We start from the raw sequence: 16,161 nt of genomic DNA on the forward strand, positions 1-16,161 counted from the left end.
TAGAATCTTCCGCGGCCAAAGGGAATCACGTCGAAAAGTGCAAAAAGAAAACGGCGCGGCGTTGAGGCCGCGCCGGTTTTCAAACTGCTCTCCTCCGACACGGGAGGTGAATGACTACCTCGACACGAAGCAGTTGCCGCCGGCAGCCTTGTAGCTGGTGCACAGATTGATGGCATCGTTGCGCGACTGCGCGGGCACGCGGACGCGGTAGAAAGTCCCCTTGCCGGCGATCTCCGCCTTGACGATGTTGGCGGTGCGGCCGGAAAGCACGCCACCATAGCGACGCTGCAGATCCTGATAGGTCGACTGCGCGCTTTCGACCGTCGGCTGCGAGGCGATCTGCATCGACCACGAACCGCCGCCGGTCGAGGGCGCCGCGGGACTGATGGAGGCAACCTGATCGGGCTTGACCTCGCCGACCACGTCGACCGGCTGGTCGGACGGGCGCTGCGGCGCGACCGGAACCTTGGCCGGCGTGTTGGCCGACTGGGCCTTGGCTTCCGCCTTGGGCTCGGCCACCGGTTTCAGGGCTGGCTCGTCGTCCGCCTGCGCGGCGTCCGGCGCCACCGTGCCGGTCTGGTCGGCATCGGCCTGAGCCGACGGCGCGACATGTTGCGGCGCCGGATCGACCGGCTCCACGGCAGCCACTTTCGGTGCGGCGGGCGCCGGATCCTCACGCGGCACCAGCGACCCGTCCGATTTGACCACCATGGTCCTAACCTTGCGCGGCGCCACGGCGACGACGTCGGGATTTGCGCCCTTGTCGACATCCTGCAGAACCTGCGCGATGCGGTCCTCCGACTTGGCTGCGGGCGCGGCGTTGTTGGCCGGCGCCGCAACGGCAGTCGGAGCATCGCCGCTGTCGCCGTCCGCGCCGGCTGCGGTCTGGTCGGGCGAGAGATCGACGGCGCGAGCCGGATCTTTCGCCGCCACATCGACCGGTTCCTCGACATTGGTGACGAGCTTCTGCTGGACCGGCTCGGCGGGCTTGGCGCCCTTGGCCACCGCGTCATAGACCTTGTTGTCCTGGTTCGGCACCACGGCGCCGCCCGGGTTTTCCGGCTTGACCTTGATCGGTGCGTTGTCCGCCTTGACCAGGACCGGGGCGTCACTGCTGCCCTGGCCGCCCGGAGACAGCGCGAAGGCGCCGATGCCTCCGGTGACAACGACTGCACCGACAATGGCGGCGATGAGCAGGCCGCGCCTGCGCGGCGACCCGCCGGCCTCGCGTTCGGCGAGACCAGGAACCGACATCGCCTCGTCCAGCTCGGGATCGTAGTCGAGCTCGTCGACGGCAAAATCGTCGGCCTGTGAAACCGGCTGGCTGCCGGGCAAGTCGTCGACGTCGAAGCCGTTGGTGGCGTCGGCATAGCCCGCCGGCGCTGTCGCGCGGGCAGACATTTCCGCCGGCCGTGCCGCGTAGGTGCGAGCCTCGGGCTGATAGCCCGGCTTGAGCCCCTCATAGCCCGGCTTGAGCGCCTGATAACCCGGCTTGGGAGCCTCATACCCCTGTTCAAAGGCATCGTAACCAGGCTTGAAGCCGGTATTGTAGGAGTCGTCGGCATAGGACGCGCTGGTGTTTGCGGGAGCCGCAGCGACATCCACTGTATTCATCTCGGTCAGCAGATTGGAGAATTCGGCGTCGAGATCGTCGTAGCCGGACGCGGCCGGCTCATCCTCTTCGAAGTGCAATTCCGGAATGTCGAGATCATCCTGAAGCGCCACGACGCGCTCCGGCACATCGACGGTCTCGACATCGGGCATCTCGTCATCGAACGCGGACTGCTCGCGCTGTGCGGCGGCCGGCGCCGCATAAGCGGCAGGCTCGGCCGCACGATAGGTCGGGACCGCGGCAGACGGCGCCGCGGCCATGGGGGCCGCCGAAGCCATCGGCTGGGCGGTAAAACTCGCCTGTTGCGGCTGTGGGACCGGCGTAACCCGGCTCCACGAGCGGGCCGGCTCGGGCGGCGTGGACTGCATCGTCAGCCAATCGAGGGGATCGTCGCGGAAAGTTTCCGGCGCGGCGGGATCCGCGGCGACGTCTTCATCCCGGTCGATGCCTTCGGCCAGGTCGATGCTTGCGGCGAGTTCCGCTTCGAAATCATCGCCTTCAGAGGCAGCGGCATGCGCGCCGAGGTCCTGGTCCTGAAGCTCATCGAGCATGAGATCGTCAAGATCGACGTCAGCGGCCGAGACCGCCTGATGCTGCTGCGCCGCCGCAGGTTCGTCCAGGTTCCAGTCGAGGTCACCGGCCGCCGGTTCTTCGTCGGGTTTCGCGGTCGCGGCGACAGGCTGCTGAACCGCGACCTCCTCCTTGGCCACCGGCGCCGGGCGCGCGCTCATGGCGCCCAACAGCGCGTTCAACTCGTCTTCAAGGCTACGCTCGACGGCGGCGGCATGCACCGGTTCGGCCATAGCCGGGGCGGCCGGATGAACGGGGGCAGCCACAGGCTCAGCGGCCGGCTCGTCCGTCGCTTCGGCAAGCGCGTCGTTGAAATCCTGCTCGAAAGCATCGTCCAGCGGCTCATCGGCGGCCAGGTCTGCCGCCTCGCCTTCCGCATCCGTCGCCTTGGCGAACACGCCGTCCATTTCGTGCGCATCTGCCGTCTCGGCGGTCACGTCATGCGCGTCAAGCGCATCCGTCTCCGCAGCCACGGGCGCATCGGTCGCGACCGAGTGATCGGCAGCCAGATCGAAATCGATATCCGCCAGCCCGTCGTCGAAAGCCGTGGCGTCATCAAAGCGATCGCCAAAATCCTCTTCGGAAACCGCATGGTTCGCGTTCAGCGCCGCCTCGACGGGAGGCTCGACCGGAGCCGCGGCCGCTTCAGGCTGCTGCTCCGCCACGTGACCATCGAGCATCAGTTCGTCTTCGAGCGAAAGGGCAAAGCCATCGTCGAATTCATGGTCGACGGTAGGCTCCGCGACAGGCTCCGCCACTTCGGCGGCCAAGGCGGGCTCGGCCGCATCGGTCGCGTCATCAAGCCGGAAGTCCTGATCGAGCGATGCCGCAAGCTCGTCCGCCATGGGCAGATCGTCATCGAGCGGCGAAACGCCATCGAGAGAGCTGGCTACCGCATCGTCGAAATCCGTATCGAAAGCGGCATCGACGGTTGGCGCGGCCTCGGCAACAGCGTCGTCGGCACCATGCTCATCGTCGAGCTGCATGTCGTCGAACGCCATGGCGAGTTCGTCATCCATGCCGTCGGTAGCGGCGGCGTCGAACGCCGGCTCATCAACATCGGCGACCGTCGCGGCGTTGCCTTCGGCAAAGTCGAAGTCGCCCATCAACTCCTTTTCGAGATCGATGTCGAAATCGACCTCCTGCGCCTGCTGATCAGCGGCGGCTTTCGGTTGGGCGGGCGCCTGTGGCTTGACCGGCTGGCGCGGGTCGAACCCCATGATCCTGGTCAGTTCCGCGAACGGATCATCGTTGGCGATGTCGTTGTTGTCGGCTATTCTCAGCTGGGTTCTGTCTGCCATTATTGTTCCCGAACTCGCACTCATTCGGACGCCATGGACGTCGCGCAGGGTTGGCCCTTACCAGCGCAATGTGGGCAAAAGGTGACAGGTTTTTTAGTCAAACCTAACGCATTTCGGTGGGCGCCGCGGCGCCGATCAGCGTCAGGCCGGACGTCAAGACATCCGAAACAGCCTGCACCAGCCCTAGTCTGGCATGCGTCAATTGTCGGTCGTTAACCTTAACAAAACGTAAGTCCGGATTATCGGTGCCGCGGTTCCAGTGCCCGTGGAAGCTTGAGGCCAGATCGTAGAGGTAGAATGCCAGCCGATGCGGCTCGAGCGCAAGTGCCGCCGACTCGATCAACCGTGGATATTCAGCGAGTTTCCTGATCAGGCCGATCTCGCCTTCGTCGGTCAGCAACGCCACGGCAGCCGCCAGACTGTTGCGATCGAAATTGGCCTCTCCCAACTGCTCGCTCGCCTGCCGGAATACCGAATGGCAGCGCGCCGAAGCGTACTGCACATAGAACACCGGATTGTCCTTGGACTGCTCGGTCACCTTGGCGAAGTCGAAATCGAGCGGCGCATCGTTCTTGCGATAGAGCATCATGAAGCGGATGGGGTCGCGGCCGACTTCCTCCACAACCTCGCGCAGCGTCACGAAATCGCCGGACCGCTTGGACATGCGCACCGGCTCGCCATCGCGAAACAGCTTTACCAGGTTGCACAGAAGAACCGTGAGCTTCACCTCGTCGCCGGCGATCGCCCGCGCCAGCGCTTCCAGCCGCTTGACGTAGCCGCCATGATCGGCGCCGAGCACGTAGATCAGTTCGACGAAGCCGCGATCGACCTTGTCCTTGAGATAGGCGACGTCGGCGGCGAAATAGGTGAACGAACCATCCGACTTAACCAGCGCCCGGTCCATGTCGTCGCCGACCGCCGTCGAACGGAACAGGGTCTGTTCGCGATCTTCCCAGTCGTCCGGCCTCTCGCCCTTGGGCGGCGGCAGCTTGCCTTTGTAGATATGGCCCTTCAGCGTCAGGTCGTTTATCGCCGAGCGGATCTTCCTGGCATTGTCGGCGTGCAGCGTGCGCTCGGAGAAGAACACGTCATGATGCACGTTGAGCAGCGCCAGATCCTCGCGGATCATCGCCATCATCGCGTCGATGGTGCGGTCCTTGACGATGGCGAGCGCCTCTTCGTCCGGCATCTGCAGCAAGGACCGGCCGAATTCCTTGGCCAGCGCCTGCCCGACCGGGACCAGATAGTCGCCTGGATAGAGCCCGGCCGGGATCTCGCCGACCTCGTCGCCAAGCGCTTCGCGATAACGCAGCATCGCCGAGCGCCCGAGAACGTCGATCTGCGAGCCGGCGTCGTTGATGACATATTCCTTGATCACGTCGTAACCGGCAAAGGCCATCAGATTGGCAAGCGCATCGCCAACCACGGCGCCACGGCAATGGCCGACATGCATTGGTCCCGTCGGGTTGGCCGATACATATTCGACATTGGCCTTCCTGCCGCCGCCGATGCTGGAGCGGCCGTAATTGCGGCCCTCGCCCAGAAGCGTCGTGAGATGTGCCTGCCAAAAACCGTCCCTGAGCCGCAAATTGACGAAGCCCGGGCCCGCGACCTCCGCGGCCGCGACATCCTTGTCGTCCCGCAGCGCGAGCGCCAGGCGCTCAGCCAGCGCCCGCGGGTTCTGGCCGGTGGGCTTGGCCAGCACCATTGCCGCATTGGTCGCGAGATCGCCATGGCTGGCATCGCGCGGCGGCTCGACGGCGATGCGCGACAGATCGGGCGAAACACCGTCACTGGCTTTCAGATCAAGCGCTTCGACGGCTTTTATGATTCGCGCGGTGAAGTCGGCGAAGATGTTCATGGGTATGACTCTGGCGGCTTTGCAGGGAATCCGGCTTGTTGGCCGGCAAAATCGAGCCCGCCCTAGCTCAAATCCGGCGTACGGTCAAACAAACGCCGGTGTTCCTTCAGCGCGTAGGTGTCGGTCATCCCCGCCAGGAAGTCGGCCACGCTGCGCGCCTTGATGCGATCCTCGGCCCGGTCGAGCCCCTCGCGCCAGCCGTCCGGCATGGCGCGCGGATCGGCGAAATAGACGTCGAACAGGTTCCTGACGATCCGCTCCGCATCGGCGCGCACGCGCATGACTTCCTTGTGTCGGTAGAGGTGCTTGTAGAGAAAGGCCTTCAGCTCTTTCTCGGCGACGGCCATTTCGGCGGAAAAGGTCACCATCGTCTCGCCCGCCGCCCTCACCGCATCGGCGCTCCGCGGCCCGGTGCGTTCCAGGTTGGCGGTGGTCGACCTGATCACGTCCTCGACCATGGCGGTGATCTGGCGCCGCATCAGCTCGTGGCCGGTGCGCACCTCGTCGAGATTGGGATAGCGCGCGCGCACCCCCTCCAGGATGGTCCCCGGCAGCGAGACGGCCTTCAGCATGTCCAGCGTCAGCAGCCCCGCCCTCAGGCCGTCGTCGATGTCGTGCGTGTTGTAGGCGATATCGTCGGCGATCGCAGCACACTGCGCCTCTATGCCGGCGAACCGGTCGAGTTCGAGGTCGTGCAGTTCCGAATAGTCGCGGATCGCCTGCGGCACCGGACCCTTCAGGCCCTTGCCGTTGGCATCGGTCAGCGGACCATTGTGCTTGACCAGGCCTTCCAACGTTTCCCAGGTCAGGTTCAGTCCGTCAAACTCGGCATAGCGCGCTTCCAGCCTTGTCACGATGCGCAGCGATTGCGCGTTGTGGTCGAAGCCGCCCCAATCAGCCATCTTCTCGTTGAGGGCGTCCTCGCCGGTGTGGCCGAAGGGCGTGTGGCCGAAATCATGCACCAGCGCCACCGCTTCAGCCAGATCCTCGTCGCCGCGCAGCGCCCGCGCCAGAGCGCGTGCGATCTGCGCCACCTCGATCGAATGGGTCAGCCGGGTGCGATAATGATCGCCTTCATGGGCGATGAAGACCTGCGTCTTGTGTTTCAGCCGCCGGAACGCGGTGGAATGGATGATGCGGTCGCGGTCGCGCTGGAACGGCGTACGGGTCGGGCTTTCGACCTCTTCGAACAGGCGCCCGCGCGAGCGCGCCGGATCGCTGGCATAGGCCGCGCGGGGCCTATAGCCGAATCCGATGTCGCCCAACTCGTTGGTCATGGTCGATGCCGCCTGACTTTGGCCGCCTGACTTTGGCCGCCAGACTATGGCCGGTTGACTTGGCCGGTTGACTTGGCCCTTCGCGCTTCATACCTATCATGTGAAACGGAAAGCAAGGTGACGCCCATGGGCGCGGATGCCAAGACCGCCATGAAAGTCGAGATGACCGATGCCGCCGCAAGGCGGATCGCCAAGATTGTGTCGGACGAGGCCGGCAAGACGGCGTTGCGCGTTTCCGTCGAAGGCGGCGGCTGCTCCGGCTTTTCCTACAAGTTCGATCTGGTCGACGCGCGCAACGACGACGATGTCGCCATCGAGAAGGACGGCGCCACGGTTCTGATCGATGATCTGTCGCTGGTCTATATGGGCGGGTCGGTGATTGATTTCGTCGACGACCTGATGGGCCAGTCGTTCCAGATCCGCAACCCGAATGCGGTCGCCTCCTGCGGCTGCGGCACAAGCTTCTCCATTTAGGAACAACATGCCTGCCATTGGCGCGGTTCGTCAGGTCGCGCTCTCGGCCGGGCGAGACCTCGACGCGACCCTGGCCTTCTGGTGCGACGTGCTCGGGATGAGCGTGCATGTGCGTTACGATCCGCCGGGCATCGCCTTCATCATGGCCGGCAGCGTGCGGCTGCTGTTCACCGACGGCATTCCGGCCGGAACCGTCTATCTCGACATATCAGGTCTCGAGGATTTCCACGCCGGCGCGAAAGCTGCGGGCGTTCCCTTCACCGCGCCTCCAACGCTTGTTCATCGCGACACCGAGGGCCAGTTCGGTCCGGCGAGGGAAAGCGAGTGGATGGCCTTTCTAAAGGATCCCGCAGGCAATACGATCGGCCTGGTCGAACGTCTTGCCCCGGAAGAACATTGAGGCCGCCATGAAGATCGTCACCTGGAACATCAACGGCATTCGCGCCCGCATCGGCAATCTCACCCATTGGCTGACCGAAAGCGCCCCCGACATCGTCTGCCTGCAGGAGATCAAGACGGTCGACGAGCAGTTCCCGCGCGCCGAGATCGAGGCGCTTGGCTACAATGTGGAAACCCACGGCCAGAAGGGTTTCAACGGCGTCGCCCTGCTGTCGAAATTGCGCTTCGACGAGGTCATCAGAAGTCTGCCCGGCGACGACGCCGACGAGCACGCGCGCTTCATCGAAGGTGTGTTCTCGACCGACAAGGGCGCGCTGCGTGTCGCCTCGCTCTATCTGCCGAACGGCAATCCGATCGATGACGAGAGGAAATTCTCCTACAAGCTGTCCTGGATGGCACGGCTGGAGCGCTGGGCCGAGGAGCGGCTGAGGCTGGAGGAAGCCCTGGTGCTGGCCGGTGACTACAACGTCATTCCCGAACCTGTCGACGCGAAGTTCCCGGAGAACTGGCGGAATGATGCGCTGTTCCAGCCGCAGACGCGGCAGGCGTTCCGCAGGTTGAAAAATCTCGGCTTCACCGAAGCGGTGCGTTCGGTCACCGATGCGGGCGACACCTTCACCTTCTGGGACTACCAGGCCGGCGCCTGGCAGAAGAACAACGGCATCCGCATCGACCACCTGCTGCTGTCGCCCGAGGCCGCCAACCGGTTTTCATCGGCCTCGATCGAAAAGCATGTGCGCGCCTGGGAAAAACCGTCCGACCACGTGCCGGTGGCCATCGATCTCGATTTGCTGCCGGCCTGAGGGAGACCCCGAGCCCGCGCTGGACCTCGTATCGCCACAATCAGGCGCATGATGGGAGATCATCATGGCGGCTGGGGTTCCCATGACCATACGACTTGTCCTTTGTCCGATCGGCCTGGCATTCGCTGTCGCCGTCCCTGCGGCGGCTTTCGCCGCCGAGGAATGTCTTGCCAATGGAAAATCCTACCCGGTCGGCCAGGTCGCCTGTCTGACGATCGCCGACAAGAGCCACCTCGCCCGCTGCGAGATGGTGCTCAACAACACCTCATGGACGAAAGTCGGGGACAGCTGCCCGCAAGACACGCTGGCGCCGCACCGGCGGATGACGCCGATCTCGGCGCCGGCTCCCAGCATGGTGCCGGCGGAGCCGACCGAGAATTAATGTCTGATTAGCGATCTCCTCGTGGGGAGATCATCCTTACTGATCGGCGCTGTTGCCCTTGGTCAGGATGTCGTCAGCGAGCGAGATCGCTGTGCGGCGGTCGGCTTCGCCGGCGGCGGCAAAGGCCTCCTCCTGCATGCCGCGGATCCAGGGCTGGTCGGCGGGCGCCGCACGTTCGAGTGCTGCCGTCATCATCGCCAGGCCGCGCACGATCTTGCCGCTCTGGAACAACAGATGGCCGAGCGTCGCCTGCGCGCCGGCATGGCCTTTTTCGGCGGCGAGCTGGAACCAGCGCCCGGCCTGCTTGACGCTGGCCTTCACGCCGCCCTCGCCCTTCAGGAACATCTGCCCCATCTCGAACTGGGCATTCGGGTTGCGGTAGTTGGCGGCGGCGCGCATGTAATATTCCTGGGCCGCCACTTCGTTCTCGGTCACCGGGCTGCCGGGAATGCCCTTGCGCAAATAGTCGCCCAGCGCCACCAGCGCGTCGGAAACGTAGCTTTCTTCCGGTGAGCCGGGCTCGACGTCCTGATCGACGATCTCCGAAAAGAACTTGAACGCCTCGTAATCGTCGCGCGCCACGCCATCACCCTCGGCATACATGCGGGCAAGCTTCCAGGTGGCGCCGATCTGGCCGTTCTCGGCGGCGTATTTATAGGCCTCCGCGGCCTGTTCCTTGTGGCCGTTCTTGTAGGCGGAGAAGCCGAACTGGAACACCGCCCAGGGGCTCGACTGCGGCTTCACGCCGGTCTTGTCGTCGAACACCTTGTCGTCGAAGGCCATGGCCTGGCCGACGGCGCCAAAGATCGCTAACGCGACCAGTGCCGGAAGGACAGACGACCTCAACAACTCAGATGTCCGCATAGCAGTGTGTTTCTTTCGCACCGCCCGGATGGGTGACCGCGCCGTCGCGGGCGGAACCTACCGTCTGTGCGTATTTCCATATCGCGCCGGACTGATAGTCGGTTGTGCGCGCCTTCCAACTCTTTGCCCTCGCAGCCAGTTCCCTATCGGACAACGCCACATCGATCGTGCCGTTCACGGCATCGATGGAGATCACATCGCCGTCCCGGATGAGGCCAATCGGACCGCCAACGGCGGCCTCGGGCCCGACATGGCCGATGCAGAAGCCGCGCGTCGCGCCCGAGAAACGGCCGTCTGTGATCAGCGCCACCTTGCCACCCATGCCCTGGCCGTAGAGTGCCGCCGTCGTCGACAGCATCTCGCGCATGCCAGGTCCGCCGCGCGGCCCTTCGTAGCGGATGACGAGAACTTCGCCTTCCCGGTAGTTGCGATGCGTCACCGCTTCGAAACATTCCTCTTCCGAATCGAAGCAGCGCGCCGGGCCGGAGAACTTCAACTCCGTCATGCCCGCGACCTTCACGATCGCGCCTTCGGGGGCAAGGTTTCCCTTCAAGCCCACGACACCGCCGGTTTGGGTAATAGGTCTGTCGGCCGGGCGGACCACATCCTGGTGTTCATTCCAGGCAATATGCTCCATATTTTCGGCCAAAGTGCGGCCAGTGACCGTCAGGCAATCGCCATGCAGGTAGCCGTGGTCGAGCAGCGTCTTCATCAACAGCGGAATGCCGCCGGCCTCGAACATGTCCTTGGCGACATATTTGCCGCCGGGCTTGAGGTCGGCGATGTATGGCGTCTTCTCGAAAATCCGGGCGACATCGAACAGGTCGAACTTGATGCCGGCCTCATGCGCTATGGCCGGCAAATGCAGCGCCGCATTGGTCGAGCCGCCGGTGGCCGAAACCACCGTCGCCGCGTTCTCCAGTGCTTTCAGCGTGACGATGTCGCGCGGCCGGATGTTCCTGGCGATCAGTTCCATGATCTTTTCGCCGGAGGCGAAGTTGAAACGATCGCGCATTTCATAAGGCGCCGGCGCGCCGCAGGAATAGGGCAGTGCCAGACCGATCGCCTCGGCCACGGTCGCCATCGTGTTGGCGGTGAACTGGGCGCCGCAGGAGCCGGCCGAGGGACAGGCGGCCTGCTCGATTTCAAGCAGTTCGGCATCGCCGATCGTGCCGACCGAGTGCTGGCCGACCGCTTCGAACACATCCTGCACGGTGATCTGGCGGCCGCGGTAGCTGCCGGGCAGGATTGAGCCGCCATAGATGAAGATCGACGGCACGTTGAGCCGCACCATGGCCATCATCATGCCGGGCAGCGACTTGTCGCAGCCGGCGAGCCCGACCAGCGCGTCGTAGCAATGCCCGCGCATGGTGAGCTCCACCGAATCGGCGATGACCTCGCGCGACACCAGCGACGACTTCATGCCCTGGTGGCCCATGGCGATGCCGTCGGTGACGGTGATGGTGCAGAATTCGCGCGGCGTGCCGTTGGCGGCCGCGACGCCCTTCTTGACCACTTGCGCCTGGCGCATCAGCGAAATGTTGCAGGGCGCCGCTTCGTTCCAGCAGGAGGCGACGCCGACCAGCGGCTGTGCGATCTCGGCCGCCGACAGGCCCATGGCATAGAGATAGGAGCGATGCGGCGCACGCGCCGGACCGACGGTCACATAGCGGCTGGGGAGCTTAGCCTTGGAGATGACTTTGGCGTCCATACTCTTCCTTGCCCCACATCTTCCTCGCAAGAGGGCGGTGCGGCCTGCTCCCATCGCCGAGCCTTTTGGCGCGTGTCCCGAGACAAGATCGAGGTGCGCCGGGTTTATGGCGGGAAATGGGCAATTTCGTCGGCCTGACTTCTAGCGCAGGGGTTGTTCAGAAAGTGTTGCCAAAACATCACAACGACACGAGGCGGAGCTGGTGCGGTTTATCTGCAACGCAGCCCTGGGGCCGACAGGCTCGGCCACAGCCCCGGAACGAAAAAGGCCGGGCATTGCCCGGCCTTTCATTTGATTTTACAGAGACTTAGAACTTGATCTTCACACCACCAGAGATCGCCGTGATCAGATCATTCCCGAAATCATAGCTGGCATCCTCGCCTGCAACATAGCCGTTCTCACCAGCCAATGTCCCCGAGTGGCCGCTGGTCAAAACGCCGACCGCTCCAGCGAGCCGCACTTCGATGTTGGGCTGCGGCGTATAGGCGACGCCGCCGCCCAGGGTCCACGTATCGGTCTGCGCACCATAGCCATGCGAGGTGCCACGATCCCAGGTCAATTGACCGGCGGCACTCCATTGATCATTGAACTTGTGGCCGATACCACCTGAAACGGTCCAGCCGTCACGATACATCAGGTCGAGCGACGTCACCTGACCCGGGCCGTTCGTGAAGCAAGCCGCCCCAGGCGCAATTGTTGGACAGATCGGAACGCTCTGCAGCACGCTCCAGTTGACCCACTTGATTGAGCCGAAGGCCAGCCAGTCAGGCGCAATACCGGACTGCAGTTTCAGTTCCAGCGAATCCGGCATCGACTCCTCTGCGCCATAGATCGGCCGAGAACCTCCAAGAATAGCTGGTAAGGTGAGTGTGCCCGAAATGTTGTCTAGCTTGACCTTCGAATTGTAGACCAAGCTGGCGCGGAGCGCGATATCAGGGATTTCGTAGGCAACGCCGGCGCGCCAGCCCCAACCGTTAGCCTCCAGATCGACACGACCAAGCAGCGGTTGTCCGAGGGGAGTAAAACCGACCAAGCTTTCCTTGAAGCCTGAAATGTCCTGATAGAACAACCCGCCGATAAAGCGGAGCTGGCCCTTGCCAGCATCAAACTTGTAGGAACAGGTGCCGGCGTAATTGTTGCTCTTGATATCAGTCTCGACGTTAGAAAGCGCTCCGTTCCACATACCTGGTGCGGTATGCGCGCCCCAAGGCTGCGAATAATCGACCATGCAGTCGACGCCCTGCACAACCTGGGCCTTCATTCCTATGCGCGGTACCCAATAGCCCTCGGCTCCGTCGGCCGAGGTACCAAGGCCGAGATTGGCTCCGCCGGGACCACGCGCATTCTCGTACTTACGGTCCGGCATCACATAGGTCGCTTCCGCGTCCGTCGCGAACGGCGCCGGATCAAACAGCAGGTCGATATCGTAGCCGCCACGTTCCAGGCCGCCGGCATGTGCCGAGCTCATTGCCGTCCCCAGCAAAGCCAGCGAAAAGCACCCTGCCCCCAGCAGTGCTTTCAAACGCAGATTGTTCATGGATGTCCTCCCCGAATAGTCAGTGCATCCAGCTAGAACCAATTCGGGTTAACGGTGCAACAACGAATTCTTGGGGCGTACATGTACATGTCCACCGGACGCATTCCGGACAAAATGCAGATCAGCGCAGCGAGGCAGAAAAACGGTTCGCCGGGCGTGTCTCACTCAGAAAAACGGGAGAAAATCGGCCAAAAAGGCCAAAATAATCAGTTTTGAGCAGTCGAATGCCCCATTGTTACATTATGGCAACAATGGGGCGAAAACTTCCGTTTACGTCAACATTAACGCTACGGAATGCCGGTTTCGAGGCAAAAAGCCACCCCATTTTAGAGGGCCCTAAAGTCTCCCGAATCTGCCCTCAACCCGCTTCGCGAACCCTGGCCAGCGCCACCGAAAGCTTGCCCTGCGCCTCGCGGTATTCGGCCAGCTTTTCACGCTCGGCTTCCACGATCTCGGCCGGCGCGCTGGCGACGAATCTTTCGTTCGACAGCTTCTTGTGCAGGCGTGCGATCTCCTCGGTCACCTTGGCCAGTTCTTTCTGCAAGCGCGCGGCCTCGGCGGCGAGATCGATCAGGCTGCCGAGCGGCAGGCAGACCGTTGCCTCGTTGAGCACGATCTGCGCCGAGCCCTTGGGTGCGGCGTCAACCTGCGAGATGTCGCCGACGCGCGCCAGCCGCTTGATCGCGGCGGCGTGGCGCCCCAGCCGTTCGCGGGTAAGCGTGTTGGCTCCGATCACCATCAGCGGCGCGATGGCTGCCGGCGGCACGTTCATTTCCGAACGCACGGAACGAATGCCGGAGACGAGATCAACCAGCCAGTTGATGTCGGCGGCCGCTTCAGCGTCCTCGAAATCCGGCGACGGCCACGCGGCATGGCAAAGCAGCGAAGCGCGCTCCTTGCCCTCGCCCGCGGTCTGCGCCCAAAGTTCCTCGGTCATGAACGGCATCATCGGATGCAGGAGCTTGTAGATTTCGTCGAGCACGAAGGCGACGCAGGCGCGGCTTTCGGTCTTGGCCGCCTCGTCCGTGCCCATGAACACCGGCTTCAGCAGCTCCAGATACCAGTCGCAGAACAGGTTCCAGACGAAGCGGTAGGCCGCCCCCGCCGCCTCGTTGAAGCGATATGAGGTGATGCCGTCCGTGACCTCTCGCGCGGCGCGCGTCAGCTCGGTCAGGATCCAGCGGTTGACCGCCAGCTTGGCGTCGTTCAGCCAGAAATCGTCGTTGCGCGCGACTTCGTTCATCTCGGCGAAGCGCGTCGCGTTCCAAAGCTTGGTGCCGAAATTGCGGTAGCCGGCAATGCGCGCCGGGTCGAGCTTCACGTCACGCCCCTGCGCCGCCATCACCGTCAGCGTGAAGCGCAGCGCGTCGGCGCCATATTCGTCGATGAGGTCGAGCGGGTCGACGACATTGCCTTTCGACTTCGACATCTTCTGCCCGTTCTTGTCGCGCACCAGCGCGTGCATGTAGACGGTGTGGAACGGCTCCTCGTCCATGAAGTGCAGGCCCATCATCATCATGCGCGCGACCCAGAAGAAGATCAGGTCGAAGCCGGTCACCAGCACGTCGGTCTGGTAGTAGGTTTTCAGCTCCGGCGTCTCATCCGGCCAGCCCAGCGTCGAGAACGGCCACAGCGCCGAGGAAAACCAGGTATCGAGCACGTCCTCGTCACGGGTCAGGATTTCGCCCGGCTGGAAATTCTCGAGCTTGTCCTCGACCCAGGCCTTCCAGGGTCCTTCGAGCGCCAGATAATATTCGATCGCGGCACTCAGCGCCTCTTCCTCCGTCTTCTCGACGAAGACGCGCCCGTCCGGCCCATACCATGCCGGAATCTGGTGGCCCCACCAAAGCTGGCGCGAGATGCACCAGGGTTCAATGTTCTCCATCCACTGGAAGTACGTCTTTTCCCAATTCGCGGGTATGATCTTGGTACGCCCCTCGCGCACCGAGGCGATCGCCGGCTTGGCCAGTTCGGCGGCGTTTGCATACCACTGCTCGGTCAGGAACGGCTCGATCGGCACGCCGCCGCGATCACCATGCGGCACGGCGTGGCGATGCGGCTCCACCTTGTCGAGGAAGCCGCCTTCTTCCATCAATTCGACGATCCTCTTGCGCGCGACAAAGCGGTCAAGGCCGTTGAGCTCATCCCAGACGGCTTGGCGCTCCGGCGTCACCTCGAGCCCGGCGAGGAAATCCTCGTTGTCCCTGAGGTTTACCGCCGCCTCGACGGTGAGGATATTGATCGCCGGCAGCTTGTGGCGCTTGCCGACCTCGAAGTCGTTGAAGTCATGCGCCGGCGTTATCTTGACCGCGCCAGAGCCCTTCTCGGGGTCGGAATACTCATCCGCCACCACGGGAATCTTGCGGCCGACGATCGGCAGGACGACATTCTTGCCGACCAGGTGCCGGAAGCGCTCGTCGTCCGGATGCACGGCGACGGCCGTATCGCCCAGCATCGTCTCGGGGCGCGTCGTCGCCACGATGATGAAGGTCTTCGGGTTTTCCGGATCGAAGGCCGCGCCCTCGATGGGATAGCGGAAGTGCCAGAGATTGCCGTTGACCTCCTGCTGCTCGACCTCGAGATCGGAGATCGCGGTGAGCAGCTTGGGATCCCAGTTCACAAGGCGCTTGTCCTTGTAGATCAGGCCTTCCTTATAGAGGGTGACGAACACTTCGAGCACCGCCTTGGACAGGCCTTCGTCCATGGTGAAGCGTTCGCGCGACCAGTCGGCCGAGGCGCCGAGCCGCTTCAGCTGGTTGAGGATCGCGCCCCCGGATTCGGCTTTCCACTCCCACACTTTCTCGATGAACTGTTCACGGGTGAGGTCGCGGCGATGGATCTGCTTTTCCATCAACTGCCGCTCGACCACCATCTGCGTGGCGATGCCGGCATGGTCCATGCCCGGCTGCCACAGCACGTTCTTGCCGCGCATGCGCTCGAAGCGAACAAGAATATCCTGCAACGTGTTGTTGAGCGCGTGGCCCATATGCAGCGAGCCGGTGACGTTGGGCGGCGGGATGACGATGGTGAAGGCCTCAGCCCCCTCCTCGGCGCCGGCGCCGGCGCGAAACGCGTCGGCCTCTTCCCACACCTTGGCAATCTTCGGTTCGACGGTTTTGGCGTCGTAGGTCTTTTCAAGCATGGGAAAATGGTCCGCGCTCTCGGATTTTTGCTGGTCCGGTGTAAATCGGAAGGCTTTGACCGAGTCAACCGTAGGGGCCGCCTCGGCAACCGGCACAACAGAAAGAGGATCACCGTTCAGATAGTGTCTGTCCCGTATGCGACAATCCCTGGTGGCGTCGGCACTGTCACCGGCTCCAGCCGGAGAGGCATTGCACGCCTACGCCGCCCAATCCCAAATGCCAGCTCG

At 63.4% G+C, this 16,161-nt stretch carries 12 protein-coding genes; 5 read left to right on the forward strand and 7 right to left on the reverse strand.

Annotated elements, in window-relative coordinates:
• Positions 1–114: 114 nt before the first annotated feature.
• The 3 genes from FJ426_RS15560 to FJ426_RS15570 all read right to left on the reverse strand — a co-directional run bounded on the left by FJ426_RS15560 (position 115) and on the right by FJ426_RS15570 (position 6,621).
• Positions 115–3,483, reverse strand: coding sequence for an SPOR domain-containing protein (locus FJ426_RS15560; RefSeq protein ID WP_140561517.1), 3,369 nt, complete (start codon positions 3,481–3,483; stop codon positions 115–117).
• A 103-nt stretch (positions 3,484–3,586) separates the two neighbouring features.
• On the reverse strand, positions 3,587–5,344 hold the full coding sequence (gene argS, locus FJ426_RS15565; protein ID WP_140561518.1) for an arginine--tRNA ligase: 1,758 nt from the start codon (positions 5,342–5,344) through the stop codon (positions 3,587–3,589).
• A gap of 62 nt (positions 5,345–5,406) precedes the next feature.
• Entirely contained in the window at positions 5,407–6,621 is a 1,215-nt protein-coding gene (locus tag FJ426_RS15570) for a deoxyguanosinetriphosphate triphosphohydrolase (protein ID WP_140561520.1), read from the reverse strand.
• A gap of 126 nt (positions 6,622–6,747) precedes the next feature.
• Here FJ426_RS15570 and erpA point away from each other — a divergent pair, with 126 nt between their 5' ends.
• The 4 genes from erpA (at position 6,748) to FJ426_RS15590 (ending at position 8,679) form a co-directional block, all read left to right on the forward strand.
• Positions 6,748–7,095: an iron-sulfur cluster insertion protein ErpA gene (gene erpA / locus FJ426_RS15575; RefSeq protein WP_140495759.1), complete on the forward strand. Its 348-nt coding sequence runs from the start codon at positions 6,748–6,750 to the stop codon at positions 7,093–7,095.
• Positions 7,096–7,102: 7 nt separating this feature from the next.
• Positions 7,103–7,495 (forward strand): VOC family protein, encoded by a 393-nt coding sequence (locus FJ426_RS15580; protein WP_140561521.1) that lies wholly within the window; start codon positions 7,103–7,105, stop codon positions 7,493–7,495.
• 7 nt (positions 7,496–7,502) lie between these two features.
• Positions 7,503–8,297: an exodeoxyribonuclease III gene (xth, locus tag FJ426_RS15585; RefSeq protein WP_140561523.1), complete on the forward strand. Its 795-nt coding sequence runs from the start codon at positions 7,503–7,505 to the stop codon at positions 8,295–8,297.
• A 64-nt stretch (positions 8,298–8,361) separates the two neighbouring features.
• Positions 8,362–8,679 carry a hypothetical protein gene (locus tag FJ426_RS15590; RefSeq protein WP_140517140.1) on the forward strand — a complete coding sequence of 106 codons (318 nt, stop codon included), beginning with the start codon at positions 8,362–8,364 and terminating at the stop codon, positions 8,677–8,679.
• Between the two features lie 36 nt (positions 8,680–8,715).
• Here the strand turns inward: FJ426_RS15590 and FJ426_RS15595 are convergent, their stop codons facing one another.
• The 3 genes from FJ426_RS15595 to FJ426_RS15605 all read right to left on the reverse strand — a co-directional run bounded on the left by FJ426_RS15595 (position 8,716) and on the right by FJ426_RS15605 (position 12,791).
• Entirely contained in the window at positions 8,716–9,543 is an 828-nt protein-coding gene (locus FJ426_RS15595) for a tetratricopeptide repeat protein (protein WP_140517142.1), read from the reverse strand.
• Entirely contained in the window at positions 9,530–11,254 is a 1,725-nt protein-coding gene (gene ilvD, locus FJ426_RS15600) for a dihydroxy-acid dehydratase (protein WP_140495754.1), read from the reverse strand. The genes FJ426_RS15595 and ilvD overlap by 14 nt, the downstream gene beginning before the upstream one ends.
• 307 nt (positions 11,255–11,561) lie before the next feature.
• The gene (locus tag FJ426_RS15605) at positions 11,562–12,791 is read right to left on the reverse strand and encodes an OmpP1/FadL family transporter (protein WP_140495753.1); all 1,230 of its coding nucleotides are present in this window, start codon (positions 12,789–12,791) and stop codon (positions 11,562–11,564) included.
• Positions 12,792–12,878: 87 nt separating this feature from the next.
• On the opposite strand from FJ426_RS15605, the gene FJ426_RS32025 reads away from it, so the two are divergent.
• On the forward strand, positions 12,879–13,007 hold the full coding sequence (locus FJ426_RS32025) for a hypothetical protein (RefSeq protein WP_281405488.1): 129 nt from the start codon (positions 12,879–12,881) through the stop codon (positions 13,005–13,007).
• Between the two features lie 142 nt (positions 13,008–13,149).
• Here the strand turns inward: FJ426_RS32025 and FJ426_RS15610 are convergent, their stop codons facing one another.
• Complete coding sequence (locus tag FJ426_RS15610) at positions 13,150–15,933, reverse strand: valine--tRNA ligase (RefSeq protein ID WP_140561524.1); 2,784 nt, start codon at positions 15,931–15,933, stop codon at positions 13,150–13,152.
• Positions 15,934–16,161 lie beyond the last annotated feature (228 nt).

It is taken from the genome of Mesorhizobium sp. B2-6-4 (assembly GCF_006441495.1).
In the GTDB taxonomy this organism is placed as follows: Bacteria; Pseudomonadota; Alphaproteobacteria; order Rhizobiales; family Rhizobiaceae; genus Mesorhizobium.

Excerpts from the sequence above, each read along its gene's own strand:
- FJ426_RS15560 (WP_140561517.1), bottom strand. The coding sequence starts at position 3,483 with ATGGCAGACAGAACCCAGCTGAGAATAGCCGACAACAACGACATCGCC.
- argS (WP_140561518.1), bottom strand. The coding sequence starts at position 5,344 with ATGAACATCTTCGCCGACTTCACCGCGCGAATCATAAAAGCCGTCGAA.
- FJ426_RS15570 (WP_140561520.1), bottom strand. The coding sequence starts at position 6,621 with ATGACCAACGAGTTGGGCGACATCGGATTCGGCTATAGGCCCCGCGCG.
- erpA (WP_140495759.1), top strand. The coding sequence starts at position 6,748 with ATGGGCGCGGATGCCAAGACCGCCATGAAAGTCGAGATGACCGATGCC.
- FJ426_RS15580 (WP_140561521.1), top strand. The coding sequence starts at position 7,103 with ATGCCTGCCATTGGCGCGGTTCGTCAGGTCGCGCTCTCGGCCGGGCGA.
- xth (WP_140561523.1), top strand. The coding sequence starts at position 7,503 with ATGAAGATCGTCACCTGGAACATCAACGGCATTCGCGCCCGCATCGGC.
- FJ426_RS15590 (WP_140517140.1), top strand. The coding sequence starts at position 8,362 with ATGGCGGCTGGGGTTCCCATGACCATACGACTTGTCCTTTGTCCGATC.
- FJ426_RS15595 (WP_140517142.1), bottom strand. The coding sequence starts at position 9,543 with ATGCGGACATCTGAGTTGTTGAGGTCGTCTGTCCTTCCGGCACTGGTC.
- ilvD (WP_140495754.1), bottom strand. The coding sequence starts at position 11,254 with ATGGACGCCAAAGTCATCTCCAAGGCTAAGCTCCCCAGCCGCTATGTG.
- FJ426_RS15605 (WP_140495753.1), bottom strand. The coding sequence starts at position 12,791 with ATGAACAATCTGCGTTTGAAAGCACTGCTGGGGGCAGGGTGCTTTTCG.
- FJ426_RS32025 (WP_281405488.1), top strand. The coding sequence starts at position 12,879 with ATGTCCACCGGACGCATTCCGGACAAAATGCAGATCAGCGCAGCGAGG.
- FJ426_RS15610 (WP_140561524.1), bottom strand. The coding sequence starts at position 15,933 with ATGCTTGAAAAGACCTACGACGCCAAAACCGTCGAACCGAAGATTGCC.